The organism is Cryobacterium sp. TMT4-31, assembly GCF_004403385.1.
In the GTDB taxonomy this organism is placed as follows: domain Bacteria; phylum Actinomycetota; class Actinomycetes; order Actinomycetales; family Microbacteriaceae; genus Cryobacterium; species Cryobacterium zongtaii.
Genome location: NZ_SOGI01000068.1, coordinates 44,743 through 68,790, shown reverse-complemented (window position 1 = coordinate 68,790; position 24,048 = coordinate 44,743). Strand labels below are relative to the sequence as shown.

The following is a 24,048-nucleotide window of genomic DNA, read 5'->3' as shown; positions in this document are numbered from 1 at the left end:
CGACGGCGGTGCGCTCGACGTGGTGCGCAAGCTCCTGGTGGACGGCGTCGCCATGGTGCGCCTGCTCGGCCCGCAGGACCGGTTCCTCAGCACCATCGAGAAGGAATACCCCGACGTCGTCGTGCACGTGCGCGGCAACGAGGTCACCCTCACCGGCGCGGCGGTCTCCGTCGAGGCCGTGGTGCGGTTGATCGAGGAGCTCCAGCTGCTGCTCCGCACCGGCGCCGACCTCGGCGAGGCCGAGGTGAGCACCTCCGCCAGGATGCTCGGGGCCGACGCGACCTCTAGCCCCTCCACGGTGCTCGGGCAGGCCATCCTCACCTCGCGTGGCCTCACCGTGCGGCCCAAGACCCTCGGGCAGAGCGACTACGTCAACGCGATCGACGAGAACGCCATCGTCTTCGGCATCGGCCCGGCCGGCACCGGCAAGACCTACCTCGCCATGGCCAAGGCCGTGCAGGCCCTGCAGCGCAAGGAGGTCGACCGGATCATCCTCACCCGGCCGGCCGTCGAAGCCGGCGAACGGCTCGGCTTCCTGCCCGGCACCTTGACCGACAAGATCGACCCGTACCTGCGACCGCTCTACGACGCCCTGTTCGAGATGATGGACCCCGAGCTGGTGCCCAAGCTCCTCGCGGCCGGCACCATCGAGGTGGCCCCACTGGCCTACATGCGCGGCCGCACCCTCAACTCGGCGTTCATCGTGCTCGACGAAGCGCAGAACACCACCCCGGAGCAGATGAAGATGTTCCTCACCCGCCTCGGCTTCGGCTCCCAGATGGTGGTCACCGGCGACATCACCCAGGTAGACCTGCCCGCCGGCGCCAGCGGCCTCCGCCTGGTCACCAAGGTCCTCGACGGCATCGACGACATCGCCTTCGTGCGCCTGACCAGCGCCGACGTCGTGCGCCACAGTCTCGTCGGCCGCATCGTCGACGCCTACACCGAATACGACGCGCAGAAGCAGGCCCAACGCTACGAAAGCGAACAGGCCCGCGACTTCGCCTCCCGCGCTCCGCACCAGGGGAACCCGCGCGATCGCACCCCGAAACGGAGATCCAGTTGAGCATCGAAATCAACAACGAGTCGGCCATCCCGGTCGACGAAGCCACCATCCAGCGCCTCGCCGCCTTCGCGCTGGACACCATGCATGTGCATGCCGACGCCGAACTGGCCATCGTCCTCGTGGACGAGGGCGCCATGGAAGCGCTGCACGTGCAGTGGATGGACGAGCCGGGTCCCACCGACGTCCTGAGTTTCCCGATGGACGAGCTGCGCCCGGGCACCGAAGACGCCCAGACCCCGCCGGGTCTGCTCGGCGACATCGTGCTGTGCCCGCAGGTGGCCCAGGGCCAGGCCGAAACCGCCGGCCACAGCACCCTCGACGAACTGCTGCTGCTCACCGCGCACGGCGTGCTGCACCTGCTCGGTTTCGACCACGCCGAGCCCGACGAAGAGAAGGAAATGTTCGGCATCCAGCGCGACATCCTGATCGGCTTCGCCATGCAGGAACGACGCCGGCCCCGATGATCGTCGGGTGGTTCCTGGCCGCCGCCATCCTGCTCGTCGCCTTCGGCGGGCTGATGGCCGCCGTCGATGCGGCGATCATGTCCCAGTCCAGGGCCGATATCGCCGAGCTCGCCGTGACGGCGCGATCCAAGCGGTCCCTGAGCGCGATCGCCGCCGACACCGGCGCGCACCTGAACGCCATCAACTTCGTGCGCATCATCGCGGAGACGACCGCAGCAGTAATGGTGACCCTGGTCTTCGCCACGACCATCGACGCGATCTGGCTTGCCCTGCTGTTGTCGGCCCTGCTGATGACGGCGGTGTCCTTCGTCCTCGTCGGGGCGAGCCCCCGCAGCGTCGGCCGGGCTCATCCGCAGACTCTGCTCATGCTCACAGCCGTCCTCGTGCACTTCCTCAGGGTGCTTCTCGGCCCGGTCGCCAACGCCCTCGTCGCCCTCGGCAACCGGGTCACCCCCGGCCGAAGCCGGCTTGCCACGTTCACCTCAGAGGACCAGCTGCTGAGCATGGTCGACGAGGCCACCGAACTCGACGTGATCGAGGAAGACGACCGCGAGCTGATCCACTCGATCTTCGAGTTCAGTGAGACCGTCGTGCGCGAGCTCATGATCCCGCGCACCGACATGGTCACCATCGACGCCGACTCCAGCGTCGGTGCGGCGATGGGTCTGTTCCTCAGCAAGGGCTTTTCCCGGGTCCCCGTGGTCGACGGCGAAGTCGACGACGTGACAGGCATCCTGTATCTGCGGGACGTGTCCAGGCTGGTCTACGAACGGCCCCGCAACCTCGAGACGTTGCGGGTGGGCGAACTCGCCAAACCCGCCCAGTTCGTGCCGGAGTCCAAGAAGGCCGACGCGCTACTGCGCCAAATGCAACTGGAGTCGAACCACCTGGCCATGGTCGTCGACGAGTACGGCGGCATCGCCGGCCTGGTCACCCTCGAGGACCTGATCGAGGAACTCGTCGGGGACATCTCTGACGAGTACGACCGGGACGTCGTCGAGATCGAGGATCTCGGCCACGGCCGTTTCCGGGTCAGCGCCCGCCTGCCCGTCGATGAACTCGGAGAACTCTTCGACCTCGACCTCGACGACGACGAGGTCGACTCCGTCGGCGGACTGTTGGCCAAGGCGCTCGGCAGGTTGCCGGTCGCCGGCTCCGAAGCCAGAACCAGCGGATTGATCCTCACCGCGGAGCGAACCGAGGGTCGACGCAAACGAATCAGCACAGTGCTGGTTGAACCAGACAAGGCGTTGAGAAACGCACAGTCCGCATTCCTGGGAATGCCGGACACCGAAGGAGCACACGGCAATGACACAAGAACCTGATTTCCGGGCGGGATTTGTATCCTTCGTCGGGCGCCCCAACGTGGGCAAGTCCACCCTGACGAACGCCCTGGTGGGAGAGAAGGTGGCGATCACCTCGTCGAAGCCGCAGACCACCCGCCGCGCCATCCGGGGCATCGTGCATCAGAAGAACGGCCAGCTGATCCTGGTCGATACCCCCGGCATCCACCGGCCCCGCACGCTTCTCGGTGAGCGGTTGAACAGTCTCGTGCAGTCGACGCTCAGCGGCGTCGACGTCGTCGGCCTGTGCATCCCGGCCAACGAGCCGATCGGCCCCGGCGACAAGTTCATCAACGAACAGCTGGACAACTTCCCGCGCGCCAAGAAGGTGGCCATCGTCACCAAGATCGACATGTCTTCCAAGACCAGCGTCGCCAACCAGCTTCTCGCGGTCTCGCAGCTGCGCGATTGGGAGGCGATCGTGCCGATCTCGGCGACCAGCCGCATCCAGCTCGATGTGCTCAGCAGCGAGCTGCTGCGCCTGCTGCCGCTCAGCGACGCGCCGCTGTACCCGGCGGATGCCGTGACCGACGAAAGCCTGGAATCGCGCATCTCCGAGTACATCCGCGAGGCGGCGCTCGAGGGCGTCACCGACGAACTGCCGCACTCGATCGCCGTGACGATCGACGACATCATCGAACGTGACGACCAGGAACTCGTCGAAATCTACGCCAACCTCTTCGTGGAGCGGGACAGCCAGAAGGGCATCATCATCGGCAAGTCGGGCAGCCGGCTCAAGGACGTCGGCATGCGCGCCCGCAAGCAGATCGAACCTCTCGTCGGCAAGCGGGTATTCCTCTCGTTGCGGGTCAAGGTCGCCAAGGAATGGCAGCGCGACCCGAAGCAGCTCGGTCGGCTGGGCTTCTAACCGAGCGCCCGGTCGGGTCCGGTCGCACCAGACCCTGGAACCTGTCCTCGCGGGCGACCGACCTCACCCATCGGTCGACCCTGTCGAGACCCTCGCTGCCCGTCCCTTTGGCTCAGAACTGCGTTCGATATGTGCTCGAGAATTTGCTGACATTTCCTCGCATATAGGTGCGATTCGTGAGAGAATGGGGGTATGGACGACGAGCTGGATAGTGGCTCCACCGCACCGACGGGAATGACTCCCACCGGTCCGAACCTGCACGACTGGAACACCGGTCTGGCCGGTCCGGATCCCCTCTCGGCCGTGGATGCCGCCAGTCTGAGCGGCACTTCCGACACGAAGACCGCCGCTGCCGCCGGCCCTGCGGCCGGCCCCGCGACGGGCTCGTCCCGTCCCGGTCGGGCCGGTCGGGGTCCGTCTAAGCCGCGGCCTGAGTGGCGGGATCCGGCCGAGCTGCCGGGGGTGCAGCGCGCGCATACCGGTGCGTTCGGTCAGAAGCTCCAGGCGTTGGATGATGCGGCGCGGATGGTGATGGCGGTGATGGGCTCCATTGACGTGAACGCGTTGAGCGACCCTGAGGTGGTCGCGTTGACGCAGATGGTCGAGCGGACCGGCCGGCCGGTGGATGCGGCCCGGGTTAGCACGGCGACCGTGGTGGGTTACCGGTCCCGCAGCGGGCTGGGCACGGAGTCGTTGGCGTGGCGGTTGGGGGCGTCGCACCAGAATGATCTGCTGATCGGGCTGACCGGCACGTCGGTGCCGGAGATGAAACGACGCGTGGCCCTGGGTGAGAAGGTCGCCCCGCGGATGTTGGGCGGCATGGTCCTCGAGCCCGAGTTCCCGTTTGTGGCCGCGGCACTGAGCGCCGGGGAGATCGGTCTTGATGCGGCGGAGAACATTGTGAAGGGCCTGGCCGACTACAAAGTGCACGGCCGCTTCGACGCGGACCAGTCGCTGGTGGACGGTGGTGAAGCCGAGCTGGTGGAGTCCGCGACCGGGTCCGTGTTCGGCCGCACCCCTGGACCCGGCGACATCGCCACCGCCACCGCTGCCGATGATGCCGGCGCCGGCGCTGGTGCCGGACAAGTCTGCACCGGCCCGGTCCGGCGTTTGGGTGCGTCGGCGGGGTTCACTTTCCCGGCGGACCGGATCCGGGAGATGGCGGCGACGTGGCAGGCGGTGTTGAACCCGGACGGGGCCGCGCCCACCGCGGAGATCCTCGAGGCGAAGTCCACGTTCTCATTCGGCAAACTCAGCCAAGGCCTGCATCCGTTGCGCGGTGGGGTGACGCCGGAGCTCAAGGGCATCATGCAGAACCTGTTCGACACGTTCCTGTCCGCGCGCAGCGCTCCCGCGTTCCCGTCCGCGGAGGAGCAGCAGCGCATCGAGGCCGGCGAACTGGTGCCCGGTGAGATCCTCGACGAGCGCGACGGCGGTCAGAAACGTGCCGATATCCTCCGTGGCATCCTGGTCCAGGTCGCCCAAGACCCTCGCACCCCGACCATGGGCGGGATGCCGCCGACGGTGATGGTGCACGTGAACGCAACCGACCTCGTCAACGGGGTCGGGGTTGGCTGGATCGACGGCGTCGAGGGCCCCGTCTCGATGAAGACGATCAATCAGATGGTCGACAACGGTGGCTTTCGGCCGATCTTCTTCGGCGGCACCGGCGCCGTCCTCGCCCTGGGCGATAAGGTCCGGTGTTTCACGCCGCTGCAACGCAGGGCGATCACCGCCCGAGACGGCGGCTGCATCATCCCCGGCTGCACCTGCCCACCGCAATGGACCGAAGTGCACCACGTGAAGCCGTGGCAGCACGGCGGCCCGACCAACGTCTCGAACGGGGTACTGCTGTGCTGGCGCCACCATCACGGCATCGACAACGCCGGCGGCTGGAAAATCCGGATGGTCCTGGGCATGCCCGAAGTCAAAGCCCCCCACTGGATCGACCCCACCGGCACCTGGCGCACACCACCCCAACACCGCGCCCACGACCCCAAAACCCGACGGCCACCCCACACTGAATGACTGGGGGCACCCGGGCGGTGAGGACTGACTCTGCAGCCGACCCTGCCGCCGACCCTGCCGCCGACCCTGCCGCTGACGCTGCCGCGACTTTGCCAGAATGGTGTCGGGCACGGTCCATCTGGGCGCCGGAGCCTGGATCGAAGGAGTCAACATGTCGCAGGTAACAATGTCTGAGCCGGTCATTGCCGTTGTCGGCGCCGGGGCCGTGGGCGGCCTGCTCGCTGCGCTGCTGGACCGCGCCGGCGTCGAGGTCGTTGCCGTCGCCAGACCGCAGACCGCTCGAGCGATCGCGGCGGAGGGACTCACCATCCACAGCCCGCACTTCGGCGACGGTGTCTCGAGGATCACCGCGGTCACCGAGATACCCGACGGTGCCAACGTCATCCTCGCCACCAAGGCTTTCGCACTCCCCGCCGTGACCGGCTCGCTCGCTCAGGCGCGGCCCACTGAGGTGGTATCCCTGCTCAACGGCATCGAACACCTGGCGATCCTCCGCGACCACGCACCGGGAGCCCTCGTCGCCGGAGCCTCGGTGGCGGTCGAATCGACGAGGCTCAGCCCCACCGTGATCGAGCATCGCAGCCCGTTCCTTCGGCTCACCGTTCCGGCCACTGCCGCCGACTCCGGCATCACCGCGGCGTGGCGGAAGGCCGGACTCGACGTCACGGTGGCCGGCACCGACCAAGAGGTGCTCTGGGCCAAATTTCGCTTTCTGGCCCCGATGGCCTTGCTCACCTCGTACTGGCGGTTGCCCATCGGCGCCGCCCTCGAACGCGACGCCGCACTGACGACCGCGGTGCTGACCGACGTGGCTCGGGTCGCCAGCCTGGACGGCGTGCCCACGGACGCCGGGCAGCTGGCCACGGCCCTCGCCGCGTTGCCGGCGTCTATGCGCTCGTCGCTGCAGAACGACCTGGAGGCGGGGCAGCGAAGCGAGCTGGATGCCATCGGGGGAGCCCTCGCCCGCCGCGGTCGCAGTCTCGGTGCGGACACCGCCGCCGTGGATGGGCTGTTGGCGGACCTCACTGCGAGATGACTTTCGGAACGGCTACATCGCTGGGATGACTTCCCGGGGACGCCGGGATGATCTGGTGGCCGGAACCCGGACGCGGCTCTGGGGGAGCCCTACGCTGTAACCATGCCGGTTCCAGGGTTTCTCACGCGTGCCGCCCCGCACCGCTGGGCACTTGAACCCGCGCTCGGTCTGGCTGTGGCCCTGGTGTGGGGGATCCCGGCCCTCTGGGCGGGCCAATCGGCGGCACTGCTGGCGGTCTGGATGTTCGCGATCGCGGTGGGACTGTCCCGCTTCGCCCCTCTGCTGGGGCTGACCATCGGCGCTGTCGCCACACTGGCCGTGGTCACCGCCGGAACCGGCCACTTGACCGGGCCGGGCGCCGTACCGCTGCTGCTCACCTCCGGCTGCCTGGCGGTCTGGGGCGCCGGACTCCACGGGCGGCGCTGGGTCAGGTTCGTCGGCCTGGCCGCGGGGCTCCTCCTCGGCATGCTTGTCACAGTCTTCCTCTTACTGCCTCTGTCGATGCAGGGGGCGCAGGACCTGGACGGGACGCTCCGGTTCTTCGGCGACCTCGGATTTCGGCTCACCGGCGGCTTCCTGGCCGCCCTCGCTCTCGTAGGCGGCTGGGCGCTGGCGCTGGTCGTTCGGGGCCGGGCCGATCGCCGTGGTGCCGCAGGGCCGGTCGAGGCAGATGCCCTCACCCTGGAGACCTGGCTGATGCTGCCGCAGGGCGCACCGACGGGCACGGTGACGATGGGCGTTCCGATCCGAGGCCCCCTCAGCGCCCTGCTCGGTGACCGCACCGGCGGCCGGCTCGTCTTCCGCCCGGTCTCACGGCGCACCGTCACCGTCGACGTCGGAATCGCGGTCACCTTCTCCCTCTTCTGCCTCATCATCGATGCCGGCAATGGCATCGTGTCGTTCCTCGTATTGGTCGGCTTCACGGCCGCCCTGGCCGTGCGCCGGCTGTCACCGGGCCTGGCCCTGACGATCGCCTGGGTCAGCGCCCTCGCCCAGATGCTGGCCGGGCTGCCGGTGCTGACCGGCAACTTCGCGGTGTTGGCCGTTCTGTACGCCACGGCGGCCTACGGCGACAGGATGCTGCGCTGGGTCGGCCTGGTTTCCGTGGGGATCGGCGCCGTACTCGCCGCCGGCTACATCGCGGTTATCCAACAGGGCGCGCTCTCCATCGGCGAGGCACTCGCGCAAGGCAACGCGGCCGGCCTGGTCTGGTCCTTCGTGGCCACCCTGATCGCGAGCGTCGCGGTGCTCGGTCTCTCCTGGACCCTCGGACTACTCATGCGAACCTGGCAGACCGCCAGGGCGGGCCGGCTCAGCCAGCATCGAGCGGTGGAGGAACAGCGCGTCGCGCAGCGCAGCGTGGTCGTCGAGCAGGAACGCAACCGCATCGCCCGCGACATGCACGACGTTGTCGCCCACTCCCTGGCCGTGGTCATCGCCCAGGCCGACGGGGCCCGGTACGCGCGTGCCGCGAACCCCGAGGCCGTCGACGAGGCGTTGACTACCATCTCGACCACGGCCAGGGACGCCCTGGGCGACGTGCGCATCCTGCTCACCCGTCTGCGCCAGGACGCGGCCGACGGACCGCAACCCGTGCTCGCCGACCTCGACCGCCTGGTGGCGCAGATGCAGAGCACCGGGCTCGACATCGAGTGGACCACCACGGGCACACCCACCACCCTGGGCTCCGGCGCCCAGCTGGCCGTCTACCGCATCGTGCAGGAGGCCCTCACCAACGCCCTCCGGCACGGTGACGCTGGTCGGGCGGTATATTTGAGCCTCGCCTGGACGGACGGATGGGTTGCGGTGACGATAGACAACGCGGTGCGACCGAGCCCGGCCGCCGACGCATCCGGTGTACTCGGCCACGGACTACCCGGCATGCGCGAACGGGCGCTCCTCGCCGGCGGCTCGTTGACCGCGGAGCCCATCGGCGGCCGGTTCATCGTGGCCGCGCGCCTGCCGGCCATCACCACCAGTGCCCTGGTACGGCCCACCGTGCTGACCCCGGCCCCGCCCCGACCAACGGAGAACGCCCATGAGTGACGTCCACCCGGAGGATGCTCCGCGCATCCGGGTCGCCCTCGTCGACGACCAGGCCCTCTTCAGGGCCGGGATCCGCATGCTGGTCTCCTCCCAGGACGATCTGGAGTTCGTCGGAGAGGCCGGCAACGGCGCCGCCGGCGTCACCATGGCCGCCGCTGTCTTCCCCGACGTGATCCTGATGGACATCCGCATGCCCGTGATGGACGGCATCGACGCCACTGCGGCCATCATCGCCGCCGCCACCCTGGCCGGAACGACCCCGCCGCGGATCATTGTGCTCACCACCTTCGAACTCGACGAGAGCGCCAGCCGGGCCATCCGCGGCGGGGCGAGCGGCTTCCTGCTCAAGGACGCCGATCCGGAGTTCCTGCTCGCCGCCATCCGCACCGTGCACGCCGGCAGCGCCGTCATCGCCGCCTCCGCCACCCGCGAGCTCTTTGCCCACTTCGACGCTCCGGCCCCGGAGCAGGAGGTGCCGGTGGCGTACACCACCCTGACCAGCCGGGAACGGGACATCTTCGCCCTCGCCGCCCTCGGCCTGAGCAACGCCGAGATCGCCGCAGGTGAGTTCCTGAGCGAGGCCACCGTCAAGACTCACATCAGCCGCATCCTGGCCAAGCTCTCGCTGCGCGACAGGGTGCAGCTCGTGGTCTTCGCCTTTCAGCACCGCCTCACCCAGTAGCTCTGCTCCAACCGGTAACCGCCCAGCGGATGACCCGGCACCGCCGGCACTCATCCGTCCGGCCCCGCTGATTACACCCGGGGCCCGATGCGGCCGCTGGCACCGGATTCGTACCGTGGAAACATGGAAAATTCACCGTCAGAACTCGGCCTCGCGGCCAGAGTCACCTCCCTGCGCAAGACCTACGGCTCCGCCACCACGTCGGTGACGGCCCTCGACGACGTGTCCATCGGCATCCGTCGGGGCCAGTTCACCGCCATCATGGGCCCGAGCGGCTCGGGCAAGTCCACCCTGATGCACATCATGGCGGGGTTGGACACGGCGAGCGCGGGCCAGGCCTGGCTCGGTGACACCGAGATCAGCGCCCTGGATGACGCCGCACTGACGGTCCTCCGCCGGCGGCGGATCGGCTTCATCTTCCAGGCCTTCAACCTCGTACCCACGCTGGACGTGCGCGGCAACATTTTGCTGCCCTTCGCCCTGGACGGCCGGAAGCCGAGCACCACCGAGAACAACTGGATCGAGCAGCTCATCGACTCGCTCGGCCTGGCCGACAGGCTCACGCACCGGCCGCACGAGCTCTCCGGCGGACAGCAGCAGCGCGTCGCCATCGCCAGGGCCCTGGCCACCCGGCCTGAACTGGTGTTCGCCGACGAACCCACCGGCAACCTCGACTCACGGAGCGGTCGGGAGGTGCTGGCCCTGCTCAAGGCGGCGAGCACCGGCTACGGCCAGAGCATCGCCATGGTCACCCATGACCCCATTGCGGCCAGCTTCGCCGACCGGATCCTCTTCCTCGCCGACGGCCGCCTGGTCGAAGACCGGGAACGGTCCTCGGCCGAAGACATCTCCCGCATCATGCTCGGCATGGAGCAGCGCGCATGAGCGGCCGCGGTGCAAGCCTGCTCGTAGCCGGCCTCGCCTCGGCCTTCGGCGTGGTGCTGCTGCAGGTCACCAGCGTGCTCGCCACGGTGATCAGTGGTGACGGCGTTTCCGACATCGGGGCGGTGCGCTCGGCACTGTCAATCGTGGCGGTCCTGTTCATCACCATCGCCGTGTACGTCAGTTCGATCGTCACCACGAACACCGTCGCGACGATCATCGCCGGCCGCACCCGCACCATCGCCCTGATGCGCCTGATCGGCTCCAGCGCACGTGATCAGCGCCGCGCGGTGGCCAAGGAAGGCCTTCTCGTCGGTGCCGTCGGCGCCGTCCTCGGCGCGGTCGTGGGATCGGTGCTTCTCAGCATCGGACTGTGGATAGCCGTGGCCGCCGGCACGCTCCCTGACCTGCGGTACAGCCTGATCGAACCGCTCCTGGCGCTTCCCGTCCTCGTTGTGGTGCTCTCCACCTGGTGCGCGGCCTGGGTGGGCTCGCGCCGGGTGCTCTCGGTCAGTCCGATGCAGGCCGTCGGCGCCGCCCAGGAACGCTCGCTCGAGGAAACGGTCCGACGTCCGGCCCGCAACATCGTCGCCGTGCTGCTGATCGTGGCCGGGGTCCTGTTCCTCGCCGGCGGTGTCGTCGTGGGCCAGATCAGCGAGTACGGAGTCCTGCTGGGCCTGGTAGGCGGGCTGCTGTCCTTCAGCGGGCTCGTGCTGGGCTCGCACCTGATCATGCCGCCCGTCCTTGGCCTCGTGGGTCGTCTGCTGGGTTCGAACGCACCGTCCAGGCTCGCGGCCGCCAACGCGCAGCAGCATCCGGAGCGGAGCTCCAGGGCCACCATCGGCCTGGTCATCGGCGTGACGCTGATCACTATGTTCGCCGTCGCCGGGGCCACCTTCGAGAAGATGATGGCGCTGGCCATGGAGGACCCGTCGGTGCGCGCAGCGATCAGTGAGATGGTCGGCATCAGCCTGGCGGTGATCTCAGTGCTGGTGGGCTTCAGTGCCCTCATCGCGGCGGTGGGCATGGTGAACAACCTGGCCCTGAGCGTGCTCCAGCGGTCCAGGGAGATCGGGTTGCTGCGGGCGCTCGGCTTCACCGGCGGACAGGTGCGCAGGATGATCCTGGCCGAGAGCCTGCAGATGACCGTGGCCGCGGTCGCCCTCGGGCTGGCCCTCGGCGTCGTCTACGGCTGGGCTGCCGCGCAGTCGCTGTTCGGCACGGTGGCCAACATCGGTTTCGTCACACCGGCGGTGCCCTGGTTGCTCGTGGTGCTCAGCGTGACCGGGACCGCCGTCCTGGCAGTCGCTGCGACCATCGTGCCCGCCCGGCGCGCGGTGTCCGTCGCCCCGGTGACCGCCCTGGCCGCCGGCTGAGCGGATGCTGAGGAAATCTTCGGCAATCGGTGTTACCCTCTTTGTGTGCTGTTCGGTCTGCTCCTCCTTAGCTGCCGCGACGAGTCCTAATCTGAGGCCTCACTCGTCGCGGAGTTTGTCGTCGGCTGACCACCACTCGCGAGGAGAGATTAGACCATGAAGAACAATCAGGCCGCATCGACTATGCCGGTACACAAGTACCGCCCGTATCAGGACCAGTTCAACGTCGACCTGCCGGACCGCACCTGGCCGGCCAACCGCATCACCGTCGCACCGCGCTGGTGCGCCGTCGACCTGCGAGACGGCAACCAGGCTCTCATCGACCCGATGAGCCCCGAACGCAAGCGCATCATGTTCGACCTGCTGGTGCGGATGGGCTACAAGGAGATCGAGGTCGGCTTCCCGTCGGCCAGCCAGACCGACTTCGACTTCGTCCGCAGTCTCATCGACGACGGCGCGATCCCCGACGACGTGACCATCCAGGTGCTCACCCAGGCTCGTGAGCACCTGATCCGTCGCACCTACGAGTCCATCGTCGGCGCCAAACAGGCCATCGTGCACCTGTACAACTCCACCAGTGTGCTGCAGCGCGAAGTCGTGTTCCGGGAGGACAAGCAGGGCATCATCGACCTGGCCCTGTTCGGCGCCCGCACCTGCCGGGCCCTCGAGGCCACGGTTCCCGACACCGCCGTGTACTACGAGTACTCGCCGGAGAGCTTCACGGGCACCGAGCTGGAGTTCGCCGTGGACATCTCCAACCAGGTGATCGAGATCTTCGAGCCCACCCCGGAGCGCAAGGTCATCATCAACCTGCCGGCCACCGTCGAGATGGCCACGCCCAACGTCTACGCCGACTCCATCGAGTGGATGAGCCGGCACCTGGCCCACCGCGAGAACGTCATCCTGTCGCTGCACCCGCACAACGACCGCGGCACCGCGATCGCGGCTGCGGAGCTGGGCTACCTCGCCGGCGCCGACCGTATCGAGGGCTGCCTGTTCGGCAACGGCGAACGCACCGGCAACGTCGACCTCGTCGCCCTGGGCATCAACCTGTTCACCCAGGGCATCGACCCGCAGATCGACTTCGGCAACATCGACGAGGTCAAGCGCACAGCGGAGTACTGCAACCAGCTGCCCGTTCCCGAACGCAGCCCCTGGGCGGGCGACCTGGTCTTCACCGCCTTCAGCGGCTCCCACCAGGACGCCATCAAGAAGGGCTTCGAGGCCATGGCCGCCGAAGCCGCCGAGACCGGGGCCAGCGTCGACGACCTGGTCTGGGCCGTACCGTACCTGCCGATCGACCCCAAGGACCTCGGCCGCAGCTACGAAGCGGTCATCAGGGTCAACTCGCAGTCCGGCAAGGGCGGCGTCGCCTACCTGCTCAAGACGGACCACCACCTCGACCTGCCGCGGAAGCTGCAGATCGAGTTCTCCGGCGTCGTGCAGGCCAAGACCGACACCGACGGCGGCGAGGTCACCAGTGATCAGATCTGGGACATTTTCAACGACGAGTACCTGCCCGCCAACCACACCAATCCGGATGCGAAGTGGGGCCGGTTCGAGTTGTTCTCCACCCGCACCTCCAGCGACCTGGCCGGCGCGGTAGACCTCACCGTCGACCTGCGCGATTCGGACGCCGTCGCCCCGGCCACGGCGACAGGCAACGGCCCGATCGCCGCGTTCCTGGGCATCATGGCGGACCGTGGCGTCACGATCACCCTGTACGACTACGTTGAGCACGCCATGGCCGCCGGCGGAGACGCCTCGGCCGCGGCGTACGTCGAGCTCGACGTGAACGGCAAGCGGTTCTGGGGCGTCGGCATCGACCCCGACATCTCGACGGCATCACTGAAGGCCGTCGTGTCGGCGGTCAACCGCGGCATCCGGGCCGAAGCGGGCGATCGGGAATTGGCGACCGTCTGACCTGCACGCGGATGGCCCCGGCTGCGACTCTCGTCGCGGCCGGGGCCATCCTGCGTACTGCGCCGTCCTGTGTCCGGCTCAGACCCGCATGGCCCGTCGGGCCTGGCTGGGTGTGAGCGGCTGAGGAACCGGCACTGGTTCGCCGTCCGGCTTGCCCAGCACCGCCGTGCAGTCATCGATCGCCTGCGCCAACAGTGCGTAGAGACGCTCATCGGTGTCGGGAATGCATGCCTCGGCGATGCCCTGCACCGTGATGCGGATGATCGACTCCGCGGTGCGGTCGGTGAACCGGGTACGAGACCACGACCCGACCGAACCCATGAACTCGCGCGCCCAGCGTTCGGTTTGCGGTGCCTTGTCGAATGCCGCACGTACCTGCTCTGACACATCGATCGGGGTGCCCTCCGACGACCGCGCCAGGTGACGCTGACAGTTGAGGATGCCCACGGCCAGGGCCCGCTGGTGATCGGCGCTGACCACCGGCAGACCGGCCGTCGCGGCCCGCAGGGCCACGACAAGACGGACCCGCTGGTCGTCGCCGCGCAGACCGATCACGGACGGGATCAGCATCATCAGGCGGGATCTGGCGTCATCGGAGGTGCAGTCGTTGACCATGCGTGCCAGCGAGGCCAGGACCGGATGTGTGCACGCTGGATGGTCGCTCCACGCCTCACCGGACAGGTGCGACGCGAATTCCATGAAGCACGCTCCGCTGCGTGGGGACTTGTGTTTGCCCCGGGAAAGGACAGGCAACAGCTCGGGCGCAGTGCCCTCGTATCGTTTCATGGAGTACCTCCCTGCGACGTGGTTGTGCCTCAATACTGACCCCAGATTGGGGGAAAGGCGAGGCCAAAACCGGTCCGGATGACAAATGCTCAGAAAACGCTCCGGAACGCGTCAGCGGTCAGCGGTGACGGTGGGCTCGGGGTGCGCCTGGGTGCGGCGCCGTGGCCAGAACCGCAACGGCTGGATCGAACCCCGCCGGCGCCAGTGCGGCCAACTGCCGATGGCCCGTTGCTGCGGCAGGGTCCAGCCGAATCGGGCTGCGAGGACCCGGATGACCGTGGTCGTGACCACGCAGATCATTGCCGCCGCGGTGATCGGCACCTCGAGCACCACAAGAGTGACCAGGAGCCCGCAGCCCACCAGAGCGGCGACGGCGTACAGCGAGCCGACGTGCATCACGGCGATGGGCACGTTCAGCATCATGTCTCGCAGCACGGACCCGCCCACAGCGGAGACCACCCCGACGAACAGGGCGGGAATCTCCGGCAGGCCGGCGGCGAGCGCCTTGGTGGTGCCGATCACGCCGAACAGGCCGATGGTCACGGCGTCCAGGGTGATGATCAGCGGGCCGAGCCGGTTGAACAGGCTCTGCAACAGCATGCCCAGCAGCGCGAACACCGCCGCGACGGGCAGGTACCAGTTGCTCAGCAGCGCGGCCGGCACCCCGCCGAGCAGGATGTCGCGCAGCAGGCCGCCGCCCAGGCCCACCGTGATGCCGATGATCGAGATGCCCAGCAGATCCATCCGGCGGTCGGTGAACCGGCCCGCGAACATCGCCCCTGGATCGCGCCGATGGCGACGGCGACGAGGTCGATCCAGAGCGGAATGGCGAAGAGGGGAGTGGGCACCGTCAATATCTACCACGGCCCGCATGACCTCCGGCGCGGGCGTCGGCATCCGTCCGCCGGAGTGGGAGAATTGACCGTGCCCGTTTACCGTGATGAAGCCGTCGTGCTGCGTACCCACAAGCTGGGCGAAGCCGACCGCATCATCACCCTGCTCACCCGCCAGCACGGCAAGGTGCGTGCTGTTGCCAAGGGCGTGCGCCGTACGGCGTCGAAATTCGGTGCCAGGCTCGAGCCGTTCATGGTCGTCGACGTGCAGCTCTATATCGGTCGCAGCCTCGACATTGTCAACCAGGCCGAATCGATCGGCTCGTACGGGGCCGTCATCACCGCCGATTACGGCAGCTACACCGCCGCGAGCGCCATGGTCGAAACCGCGGACAAGCTCACCGAATCCGAGGGATCGCTGCAGCAATACCTGCTTCTGGTGGGGGCGCTGCGGTCTCTGTCCAGGCACGAGCACGGCTCCGGCGCCACCCTCAACTCCTACCTGCTCCGGTCACTGTCCATGGCCGGCTGGGCGCCCAGCTTCCACGACTGCGCCCGCTGCGGCGCGCCGGGCCCGCATTCGGCTTTCGTGGCGCAGGTCGGCGGCATCGTCTGCGACAACTGCGCCGCCCCGGGTTCGCCCCGCCTCGACCCCGACACCATCGCCCTGCTCAGCGCACTGCTCACCGGAGACTGGGCCTTCACAGCCGATGCCTCTGACACCACCCACGCCCAGGCCACCGGGGTCGTCGCCGCATACACGCAGTGGCACCTCGGCCGCGGCCTCCGATCACTGGAGCACGTGCGCCCATGACGCCGAATCCCTTCCGTTCCTCCTCGAGCACCCCCTTCACCCACAAGGACGCGGTGCCGTTCAAGCCCGTCGACTGGACCGGGCTCTACCCGCCGGCGCTGCCCGCCAAGGCCGTGCCGGAACACGTGGCCGTGGTGATGGACGGCAACGGCCGTTGGGCCAACGCCAGGGGCCTGTCCAGGGTCGAGGGCCACAAGGCCGGTGAAGCATCACTGCTCGACGTGGTCGCCGGAGCCATCCAGATCGGCGTCAAGCACCTCAGCGTGTACGCGTTCTCCACCGAGAACTGGAAGCGCTCACCCGACGAGGTGCGCTTTCTGATGGGCTTCAACCGGGATGTCCTGCACCGCCGTCGCGACCAGCTCAACGACTGGGGCGTGCGGGTGCGCTGGGCCGGCCGGAAGCCCAAGCTGTGGGCCTCGGTGATCAACGAGCTGCAGTTCGCCGAGAAGCTCACCGCCGGCAACGACGTGCTGACCCTGACCATGTGCGTCAACTACGGCGGCCGCACCGAGATCGCGGATGCCGTGCGGGCCCTGGCCGAGGACGTCGCCGCGGGCCGGCTGAAGCCGTCCGGCATCACCGAGAAGTCCATCCAGCGGCACCTGTACACCGCCGACCTGCCCGACGTCGACCTGTTCGTACGCAGCTCCGGCGAGCAGCGCACCAGCAACTTCCTGCTCTGGCAGACCGCATACGCCGAGATGGTGTTCCTGGACACCCTCTGGCCCGACTTCACCCGCGTCGACCTCTGGCACGCCATCGAGCTGTACGCCGCCCGCAACCGCCGCTACGGCGGCGCCGTGGACACGCCCACCGCCTGACCGTTCCGGGTACGCGGGAATAACTGGAGGGTCTGCTCGAGTTAGCCTCCACGTGAGCGAAACCATCAAAGTAGACATCTGGTCCGACGTGCAGTGCCCCTGGTGCTATATCGGCAAGCGCAAGTTCGAGGCCGGCGTGGCCGCATTCGGCGACGACGTCGAGGTGGAGTACCACTCCTTCGAACTCGCCCCGGACACCCCCGTCGATTTCGCGGGCAGCCCGATCGATTACCTCAGCGAGCGCAAGGGCATCCCGGTGCCGCAGGTGCTCGAGATGCTGGAGCGGGTCACCGGCATCGCCGAGAGTGTCGGCCTGCACTACGACTACGACTCGGTGCACCAGACCAACACCATCAAGGCGCACGAGCTGCTGCACTACGCCAAGGCGCACGGTCTGCAGCTGGAGATGAAGGAGAGCCTGCTCAAGGCGTACTTCGTCGACGGCGGCCACGTCGGCCGCATCGAGGATCTCGCCGACCTCGCCGCCACGGTCGGCCTGGACCGCGCCGACGTGGTGCGCTCCCTCACCGAGAACGAGTACCTGGCCGCGGTCAAGGCCGATGTCGCCCAGGCCACCGAGTACGGCATCCAAGGGGTGCCCTTCTTCGTGATCGACGGCAAATACGGCATCTCCGGCGCACAGGACCCTGATACCTTTGCGCAAGCCCTCCGCCAGGTCCGCAGCGAGCGGACCGACACCGACACCCGCGCAACCGAGGAGACCCACGCATGAGCGAGACCACCACCGCGACCGACACTGCGACCACCCCGGTGCTGCGTCCGATCATCCAGCTGCTCGACCAGCCCGACGCCGGCGGATGCTGCGGCGGCGGGTCCTGCGGCATTTAGCCGTCCGACGTTTCAGCCCGGCCGTCCGACGGTTTTCCACCGTCGAACGAACGTGGCGTCCATGCCCGGCCAGGTCTGGGAGAATTGGATGAGATGAACACTCCCACTTCCACGATCAGCCCGGTGTCCCCGCTACGAATCGGCGACATCGAACTCGATGTGCCCGTGGTGCTGGCACCCATGGCCGGCATCACCAACACGGCGTTCCGCCGGCTCTGCCGCGAATACGGCGCCGGACTCTACGTGAGCGAGATGATCACCTCACGGGCGCTCGTTGAACGCACCCCGGAATCCATGCGGCTGATCACGCACCACGAGAGCGAGAAGACCCGCTCCATCCAGCTCTACGGTGTCGACCCGAAGACGGTCTCGGAGGCCGTCACCATGCTCGTCGCCGAGGACCGCGCCGACCACATCGACCTGAATTTCGGCTGCCCGGTGCCCAAGGTCACCCGCAAGGGCGGGGGAGCGGCGCTGCCGTGGAAGATCACCCTGTTCCGGGAGATCGTCGAGGCCGCCGTGACGGCCGCGGGGACGATCCCGCTGACCGTGAAAATGCGCAAGGGCATCGACTCCGACCACCTCACCTACCTCGAGGCCGGTCGCGTCGCCGAGGGCGCCGGCGTCGCCGCGATCGCGCTGCACGCCCGCACCGCCGCGGATTACTACTCCGGCCACGCCGACTGGGCCGCCATCAAGACCCTCAAGGACACCATCACCAGCGTGCCCGTGCTCGGCAACGGTGACATCTGGTCCGCCGCCGACGCTCTACGCATGATCGAGGAGACCGGGTGCGACGGCGTCGTCGTCGGCCGTGGCTGCCTGGGACGTCCGTGGTTGTTCGGCGACCTCGCGGCGGCCTTCCGCGGTGAAGTGCTCAAGGCCGAACCCTCCCTCGGCCAGGTCGCGGATGCGTTCCGCCGGCACGCCGAACTGCTCACCGAGTTCTTCGACAGCGAAGAACGGGCCTGCCGCGATGTGCGCAAGCACGTGGCCTGGTACTTCAAGGGCTACCCCGTCGGCGGTGACCTGCGCGCCAGCCTGGCCTCCGTCGTGTCGCTCGAGCAGCTGGACGAGCTCCTGGCGACCATGGACCCCGACCAGCCGTATCCCGGCATCGGGGCCGAGGGCCAGCGCGGCCGGGCCGGCAGCCCCAAGAAGACCTCCCTGCCCGAACGCTGGCTCGAGTCTCGCGACATCGTCGGCGCAGAGCGCAGCAATCTCACGGAGGGCGAGGGGGACACCAGCGGTGGTTAATCAGACCGGATACAGCGTTCACGACGAGGCCAGGTTCCGACCTGAAGAGCACGATTCCAGCCGCAGCGACTTCGCCCGCGACAGGGCCAGGCTGCTGCATTCCAGCGCCCTGCGCCGCCTGGCCGCGAAGACCCAGGTGCTCAGCCCTGCCGCCGGTCTGGACTTCGCCCGCAACCGCCTCACCCACTCGCTCGAGGTCGCGCAGATCGGCCGGGAGCTCGCCCTGCGCCTGGCCCTGGACCCCGACATCGTCGATACGGCGTGCCTGGCGCACGACATCGGGCATCCGCCGTTCGGTCACAACGGCGAGAAGGCCCTCAACACCTGGGCCGCCGACATCGGCGGCTTCGAGGGCAACGCGCAAACCCTGCGCCTGCTCAGCCGGCTCGAACCCAAGGTTTTCGGAGACAACGGCGCGAGCTTCGGACTCAACCTCACCCGCGCCAGCCTCGACGCCAGTTGCAAGTACCCGTGGGCAGCCGACTCCTCGGTCGCCGACCCGAGCGGACGCGCCAAATTCGGTTTCTACGAGGACGACCGCGCGGCCTTCGAATGGCTGCGCGACGGCGCACCGGAACGCCAGCTCTGCGTCGAGGCGGAGGTGATGGACCTCTCCGACGACATCGCCTACTCGGTGCACGACTTCGAGGACGCCGTGGTCAGCGGCTACCTCGACGTGGAACTGCTCAGCAGCCGCAGCGATCACGCCGCCCTGGTCACCTCGATGTACGAGTGGACCGGCGGGCAGTTCAGCCACGACGAACTCATCGCCGCCTTCGACAGGCTCGACGCCCTCGACGTGTGGCTGCACGGTTGGAACGCAGGCCGCCGGGACCAGGGCCGTCTGAAGAACCTGACCAGCCAGCTCATCGGCCGGTTCAGCGGCGCGGCCGTCTCGGCCACCAGAGCCGCCTACCCCGACCGACACCTCATCAGGTTCGCCGCCCACGTCGTGGTCCCGCGGGAGGTCCAGGCCGAGATCGGCGTGCTCAAGGGCATCGTCGCCGCGTTCGTCATGTCCACCCACGTGCGCCAGCCGATCTACATCGAGCAACGCGAAACACTCACCTACCTGGCGGACACGCTGTTGGCGACGGGCGACGAGCACCTGGACCCCGGCTTCCGGGAGGACTGGGTAGCTGCCGCGGACGACGCGGCCCGCAAACGCGTGATCGTCGACCAGGTGGCCAGCCTGACCGATCAGAGCGCGATCGCCCTGCAGCGCCGGTTGCACCTGACCCGTGAACCCGCCGGGATCACGCTTCGGACCGGTGCCGCATGGCAGGACTGATCCGGCAGGGCGACGTCGAAGAGGTCAAGTCCCGCACCAACATCGCCGACATCATCAGCGACTATGTCAGCCTCAAATCTGCCGGGGTCGGTTCGATGAAGGGCCTGTGCCCGTTCCACGACGAGCGCAGCCCCAGTTTCCACGTGCGTCCGCAGGTCGGGTTCTACCACTGCTTCGGCTGTGGAGAGAGCGGCGACGTCTACTCCTTCCTGCAGAAGATGGACCATGTCAGTTTCAGCGAGGCTGTGGAACGGTTGGCCGGCCGGGCCGGCATCGAACTGCACTACGAGGGTGGCGGCGCCGAGGCCCCTGACCACACCAACCGGGCGCGGCTGTACGCGGCCAACCAGGCCGCCGCCGAGTTCTTCATCGACAAGCTCGGCAGCCCGGGGGCCCAGGTGGGCCGCACCTTCCTCGGCGACCGTGGCTTTGATGCTCAGGCCGCCGAACGGTTCGGCGTCGGCTTCGCGCCGAAAAGCTGGGACGAGCTGACCAAACACCTGCGCGGCCGTGGTTTCAGCACCGAGGAACTCACCCTCTCCGGCCTGGTGTCAGCCGGGGACCGGGGGATCTACGACAGGTTCCGCGGCCGCCTGGTCTGGCCGATCCGTGACATCACCGGGCAGACCATCGGCTTCGGCGCCCGCAAGCTGCTCGAGGACGACAAAGGCCCCAAATACCTCAACACACCCGAAACCCCGATTTACCACAAGGCCCAGGTGCTGTACGGCCTGGACCTGGCCAAGCGTGACATCTCCCGCAACCACCAGGTGGTGGTCGTCGAGGGCTACACCGACGTCATGGCCTGCCACCTGGCCGGCGTGACCACGGCCGTGGCCACCTGCGGAACCTCGTTCGGTGTGGACCACATCAAGGTGCTGCGCCGGGTACTCGGCGACGACAGCGGTGTCGGGGAGGTCGTCTTCACTTTCGACCCCGATGCCGCGGGGCAGAAAGCCGCCGTGCGGGCCTTCGCCGAGGAGCAACGGTTCAGCGCCCAGACCTTCGTGGCCGTCGCCCCGGAAGGGCTCGACCCGTGCGACCTGCGGCTGCACCGCGGAGACGACGCCGTGCGTCGACTGGTCGACTCCAAAAAGCCGATGTTCGAGTTCATGATCCGCCAGCTTCTGGCCCAGTACAACCTCGACACCGTCGAAGGCCGGGTCTCCGCCCTGCGCGCGGCCGCCCCGGTGGTCAGCGACATCCGGGACCCGTCATTGCGACCGGGCTACACCCACGAACTCTCCCGCATGCTGGGAATGGACCTCGGTGAGGTGTCCCGCGCCGTCAGCTCGGCCCAGGCGCGGTCCCGCACCGCGCCCCTCGAGGCACCTCGCCGGGCGGGAGAACCGGCACCGGCCCCGCGCGAGCGCCCCTTCGCCCTCGCCGACCTGCCCCAGGACCCGGTCACCCGGATCGAGCGCGACGCGCTGATGGCGATGCTGCAGCATCCGACTCTCGTCGGGCTCGACCTCGTGCAGCGGGCGGTGTCGACCGGCATGACCAACAGCACCCTCGCCGTCGTCCGGGACGCCGTGGCCGCCGCCCTGCCGCACGCCGCGGCTCCGGACTGGCTGGAACGGGTCGTCGCAGAGACCCCGGCTCCGCTGGCGAACCTGGTCACCGAACTGGCGATGGCCCCGCTGCCTGAGCGCACCGAGCGCGAGGTCACCCGCTATGTGCGAGACATCACCATCGTGCTGATCGAGAAGGACCTGCTGCGGCAGAAGGCCGAACTGCTCGGCCGCCTGCAACGGGCCGATGCGACCAACCGTGAGGTCTACGTCGCGATTCAGCGCGAGCTCGTGCGGGTCGAAGCCGAACGGCGCAACCTCCGGGTCGAGTAGCCGGCTTATATTGCGGGTCTATTAAGATGCATTGCAGAATGGCCGTCTGACGCGCAGAGTGTGCTAATTCTTGGTTTACAGCAACGCATATCTGCGTCTGAGCGCAGATATTCGGTTTCACCAAGACACCCACACCTTGAGGAAGAGGCATTCGACTATGGCTTTTGAACCCACCAGGCGCGGCCGCGCCGTCGGCGTCACCGCCGGTCTCGCCGCCGCAGCACTCGTGCTCGCCGGCTGTGCAGGCTCCACCGCCGAGGAGGCGGGCGCCGCTCCGCTGACCATCGGCACCACCGACAAGGTCACCACCCTTGACCCGGCCGGCTCGTACGACAACGGCTCGTTCGCCGTGCAGAACCAGGTCTTCCCGTTCCTCATGAACACGCCGTACGGCAGCCCCGACGTCGAACCCGACATCGCGGTCTCCGCCGAGTTCACCGCGCCGACGCAGTACACGGTCACCCTCAAGCCCGACCTGGTCTGGGCCAACGGCAACAAGCTGACCTCGTCTGACGTCAAGTTCACCTTCGACCGTCAGTTGGCGATCGCCGCCGACAACGGCCCCTCCTCGCTGCTGTACAACCTGGAAAGCGTCGACACCCCGGACGACACCACCGTCGTGTTCAACCTGCTCGCCCCCGACGACCAGATCTTCCCCCAGATCCTGTCCAGCCCGGCCGGCCCGATCGTGGACGAAGAGTCATTCTCGGCCACCGAGCTCACCAGCGACGACGACATCGTCAAGGCCAATGCGTTCGCCGGACAGTACGTCATCACCAGCTACGACTTCAACAACCTCATCGGCTACAAGGCCAACCCCGACTATGAGGGTCTCCTGGGTGCGGCGAAGACCGACGTCGTGAACGTCAAGTACTTCGCCGACTCGTCCAACCTCAAGCTCGAGGTCCAGGAGGGCGGCATCGATGTGGCGTTCCGCAGCCTGTCCGCGACAGACATCGAAGACCTTCGCGGCAACGACAACGTCGAGGTCGTCGACGGACCCGGCGGCGAGATCCGCTACATCACCTTCAACTTCGACACCCAGCCGTTCGGCGCCACCACAGCCGACGCCGACGCGGCCAAGTCCCTCGCCGTTCGCCAGGCGGTTGCCGACCTCGTCGACCGTGAAGAGATCGCCGACCAGGTGTACAAGGGCACCTACACCCCGTTGTACTCCTACGTCCCGGCCGGCCTGACCGGTGCGACCGAGTCCCTCAAGGGCCTCTACGGCGACGGCAACGGCGCTCCGGATGCCGACAAGGCCAAGGCGACCCTCACGGCCGCCGGCGTCACCGAGCCCGTCGAGCTCAACCTGCAGTACAGCAACGACCACTACGGCCCCTCGTCCGGTGACGAATACGCGCTGATCAAGGACCAGCTGGAGTCCAGCGGCCTGTTCACGGTGAACCTGCAGACCACCGAGTGGGTGCAGTACTCCAAGGACCGTTCCAGCGACGTGTACCCCGCGTACCAGCTCGGTTGGTTCCCGGACTACTCCGACGCTGACAACTACCTGACGCCGTTCTTCCTCACGGAGAACTTCCTGAAGAACCACTACGTCGACCAGGAGGTCAACGACCTGATCTTGCAGCAGGCCGTGACGGTCGACCCCGCCGCGCGCACCGCGCTCCTCGAACAGATCCAGGACAAGGTCGCGGCCCAGCTGTCGACGGTGCCGCTGCTCCAGGGTGCGCAGGTCGCCGTGACCGGGACGACGGTCACGGGAGCCAGCGACACGCTCGACGCGTCGTTCAAGTTCCGTTACGCAGCCCTGGCCAAGGGCTAGGCTCGCAGGTTTCACCTAGCTAGACGACGGGGGCGTTCAGGCGACTA

20 protein-coding genes are annotated in these 24,048 nt (G+C 68.0%); 18 read left to right on the top strand and 2 right to left on the bottom strand.

Features of this window, described 5'->3' with window-relative positions; translation table 11 throughout:
* Positions 1 to 52 precede the first annotated feature (52 nt).
* The 11 genes from E3T19_RS16920 (at position 53) to leuA (ending at position 13,714) form a co-directional block, all read left to right on the top strand.
* Positions 53 to 1,066, top strand: coding sequence for a PhoH family protein (locus E3T19_RS16920; RefSeq protein ID WP_088457985.1), 1,014 nt, complete (start codon positions 53 to 55; stop codon positions 1,064 to 1,066).
* The gene (gene ybeY / locus E3T19_RS16915) at positions 1,063 to 1,530 is read left to right on the top strand and encodes an rRNA maturation RNase YbeY (RefSeq protein WP_088456108.1); all 468 of its coding nucleotides are present in this window, start codon (positions 1,063 to 1,065) and stop codon (positions 1,528 to 1,530) included. The genes E3T19_RS16920 and ybeY overlap by 4 nt, the downstream gene beginning before the upstream one ends.
* On the top strand, positions 1,527 to 2,855 hold the full coding sequence (locus E3T19_RS16910; protein WP_134409408.1) for a hemolysin family protein: 1,329 nt from the start codon (positions 1,527 to 1,529) through the stop codon (positions 2,853 to 2,855). The genes ybeY and E3T19_RS16910 overlap by 4 nt, the downstream gene beginning before the upstream one ends.
* Positions 2,839 to 3,741, top strand: coding sequence for a GTPase Era (era, locus tag E3T19_RS16905; protein ID WP_088456110.1), 903 nt, complete (start codon positions 2,839 to 2,841; stop codon positions 3,739 to 3,741). Before E3T19_RS16910 ends, era begins: the two co-directional genes overlap by 17 nt.
* Before the next feature lie 192 nt (positions 3,742 to 3,933).
* Complete coding sequence (locus tag E3T19_RS16900) at positions 3,934 to 5,769, top strand: HNH endonuclease signature motif containing protein (protein ID WP_134409407.1); 1,836 nt, start codon at positions 3,934 to 3,936, stop codon at positions 5,767 to 5,769.
* Positions 5,770 to 5,920: 151 nt separating this feature from the next.
* Positions 5,921 to 6,805, top strand: coding sequence for a ketopantoate reductase family protein (locus E3T19_RS16895; protein WP_134409406.1), 885 nt, complete (start codon positions 5,921 to 5,923; stop codon positions 6,803 to 6,805).
* Between the two features lie 102 nt (positions 6,806 to 6,907).
* Positions 6,908 to 8,851, top strand: coding sequence for a sensor histidine kinase (locus E3T19_RS16890; protein WP_240632450.1), 1,944 nt, complete (start codon positions 6,908 to 6,910; stop codon positions 8,849 to 8,851).
* The gene (locus tag E3T19_RS16885) at positions 8,844 to 9,533 is read left to right on the top strand and encodes a response regulator transcription factor (RefSeq protein ID WP_134409405.1); all 690 of its coding nucleotides are present in this window, start codon (positions 8,844 to 8,846) and stop codon (positions 9,531 to 9,533) included. Before E3T19_RS16890 ends, E3T19_RS16885 begins: the two co-directional genes overlap by 8 nt.
* Positions 9,534 to 9,656: 123 nt before the next feature.
* The gene (locus E3T19_RS16880) at positions 9,657 to 10,418 is read left to right on the top strand and encodes an ABC transporter ATP-binding protein (protein WP_088456114.1); all 762 of its coding nucleotides are present in this window, start codon (positions 9,657 to 9,659) and stop codon (positions 10,416 to 10,418) included.
* The gene (locus E3T19_RS16875) at positions 10,415 to 11,791 is read left to right on the top strand and encodes an FtsX-like permease family protein (RefSeq protein WP_134409404.1); all 1,377 of its coding nucleotides are present in this window, start codon (positions 10,415 to 10,417) and stop codon (positions 11,789 to 11,791) included. Before E3T19_RS16880 ends, E3T19_RS16875 begins: the two co-directional genes overlap by 4 nt.
* Before the next feature lie 156 nt (positions 11,792 to 11,947).
* The gene (gene leuA / locus E3T19_RS16870) at positions 11,948 to 13,714 is read left to right on the top strand and encodes a 2-isopropylmalate synthase (RefSeq protein WP_134409403.1); all 1,767 of its coding nucleotides are present in this window, start codon (positions 11,948 to 11,950) and stop codon (positions 13,712 to 13,714) included.
* A 78-nt stretch (positions 13,715 to 13,792) separates the two neighbouring features.
* Here the strand turns inward: leuA and E3T19_RS16865 are convergent, their stop codons facing one another.
* A complete protein-coding gene (locus tag E3T19_RS16865; RefSeq protein ID WP_174776225.1) occupies positions 13,793 to 14,413 on the bottom strand; it encodes a hypothetical protein in 621 nt (206 codons plus the stop codon).
* 198 nt (positions 14,414 to 14,611) lie between these two features.
* The gene (locus tag E3T19_RS16860) at positions 14,612 to 15,274 is read right to left on the bottom strand and encodes a trimeric intracellular cation channel family protein (protein ID WP_134409402.1); all 663 of its coding nucleotides are present in this window, start codon (positions 15,272 to 15,274) and stop codon (positions 14,612 to 14,614) included.
* 150 nt (positions 15,275 to 15,424) lie between these two features.
* On the opposite strand from E3T19_RS16860, the gene recO reads away from it, so the two are divergent.
* From recO to E3T19_RS16825, 7 genes are all read left to right on the top strand, one after another.
* Positions 15,425 to 16,147, top strand: coding sequence for a DNA repair protein RecO (recO, locus tag E3T19_RS16855; protein ID WP_088457987.1), 723 nt, complete (start codon positions 15,425 to 15,427; stop codon positions 16,145 to 16,147).
* Positions 16,144 to 16,971: an isoprenyl transferase gene (locus tag E3T19_RS16850; protein ID WP_134409401.1), complete on the top strand. Its 828-nt coding sequence runs from the start codon at positions 16,144 to 16,146 to the stop codon at positions 16,969 to 16,971. Before recO ends, E3T19_RS16850 begins: the two co-directional genes overlap by 4 nt.
* Before the next feature lie 52 nt (positions 16,972 to 17,023).
* Positions 17,024 to 17,704: a DsbA family protein gene (locus E3T19_RS16845; RefSeq protein WP_103459745.1), complete on the top strand. Its 681-nt coding sequence runs from the start codon at positions 17,024 to 17,026 to the stop codon at positions 17,702 to 17,704.
* 209 nt (positions 17,705 to 17,913) lie between these two features.
* A complete protein-coding gene (dusB, locus tag E3T19_RS19445) occupies positions 17,914 to 19,077 on the top strand; it encodes a tRNA dihydrouridine synthase DusB (RefSeq protein ID WP_088456120.1) in 1,164 nt (387 codons plus the stop codon).
* Entirely contained in the window at positions 19,070 to 20,368 is a 1,299-nt protein-coding gene (locus E3T19_RS16835) for a deoxyguanosinetriphosphate triphosphohydrolase (RefSeq protein WP_241980331.1), read from the top strand. Before dusB ends, E3T19_RS16835 begins: the two co-directional genes overlap by 8 nt.
* Positions 20,356 to 22,215: a DNA primase gene (gene dnaG, locus E3T19_RS16830; protein ID WP_134409399.1), complete on the top strand. Its 1,860-nt coding sequence runs from the start codon at positions 20,356 to 20,358 to the stop codon at positions 22,213 to 22,215. The genes E3T19_RS16835 and dnaG overlap by 13 nt, the downstream gene beginning before the upstream one ends.
* 157 nt (positions 22,216 to 22,372) lie before the next feature.
* A complete protein-coding gene (locus tag E3T19_RS16825) occupies positions 22,373 to 24,001 on the top strand; it encodes an ABC transporter substrate-binding protein (RefSeq protein WP_088456123.1) in 1,629 nt (542 codons plus the stop codon).
* Positions 24,002 to 24,048 lie beyond the last annotated feature (47 nt).

Coding starts and splice junctions, on each gene's coding strand:
- E3T19_RS16920 (WP_088457985.1), top strand. CDS start 53: ATGGTGCGCCTGCTCGGCCCGCAGGACCGGTTCCTCAGCACCATCGAG.
- E3T19_RS16910 (WP_134409408.1), top strand. CDS start 1,527: ATGATCGTCGGGTGGTTCCTGGCCGCCGCCATCCTGCTCGTCGCCTTC.
- era (WP_088456110.1), top strand. CDS start 2,839: ATGACACAAGAACCTGATTTCCGGGCGGGATTTGTATCCTTCGTCGGG.
- E3T19_RS16900 (WP_134409407.1), top strand. CDS start 3,934: ATGGACGACGAGCTGGATAGTGGCTCCACCGCACCGACGGGAATGACT.
- E3T19_RS16895 (WP_134409406.1), top strand. CDS start 5,921: ATGTCGCAGGTAACAATGTCTGAGCCGGTCATTGCCGTTGTCGGCGCC.
- E3T19_RS16890 (WP_240632450.1), top strand. CDS start 6,908: ATGCCGGTTCCAGGGTTTCTCACGCGTGCCGCCCCGCACCGCTGGGCA.
- E3T19_RS16885 (WP_134409405.1), top strand. CDS start 8,844: ATGAGTGACGTCCACCCGGAGGATGCTCCGCGCATCCGGGTCGCCCTC.
- E3T19_RS16880 (WP_088456114.1), top strand. CDS start 9,657: ATGGAAAATTCACCGTCAGAACTCGGCCTCGCGGCCAGAGTCACCTCC.
- E3T19_RS16875 (WP_134409404.1), top strand. CDS start 10,415: ATGAGCGGCCGCGGTGCAAGCCTGCTCGTAGCCGGCCTCGCCTCGGCC.
- leuA (WP_134409403.1), top strand. CDS start 11,948: ATGAAGAACAATCAGGCCGCATCGACTATGCCGGTACACAAGTACCGC.
- E3T19_RS16865 (WP_174776225.1), bottom strand. CDS start 14,413: ATGGAATTCGCGTCGCACCTGTCCGGTGAGGCGTGGAGCGACCATCCA.
- E3T19_RS16860 (WP_134409402.1), bottom strand. CDS start 15,274: ATGTTCGCGGGCCGGTTCACCGACCGCCGGATGGATCTGCTGGGCATC.
- E3T19_RS16850 (WP_134409401.1), top strand. CDS start 16,144: ATGACGCCGAATCCCTTCCGTTCCTCCTCGAGCACCCCCTTCACCCAC.
- dusB (WP_088456120.1), top strand. CDS start 17,914: ATGAACACTCCCACTTCCACGATCAGCCCGGTGTCCCCGCTACGAATC.
- dnaG (WP_134409399.1), top strand. CDS start 20,356: ATGGCAGGACTGATCCGGCAGGGCGACGTCGAAGAGGTCAAGTCCCGC.
- E3T19_RS16825 (WP_088456123.1), top strand. CDS start 22,373: ATGGCTTTTGAACCCACCAGGCGCGGCCGCGCCGTCGGCGTCACCGCC.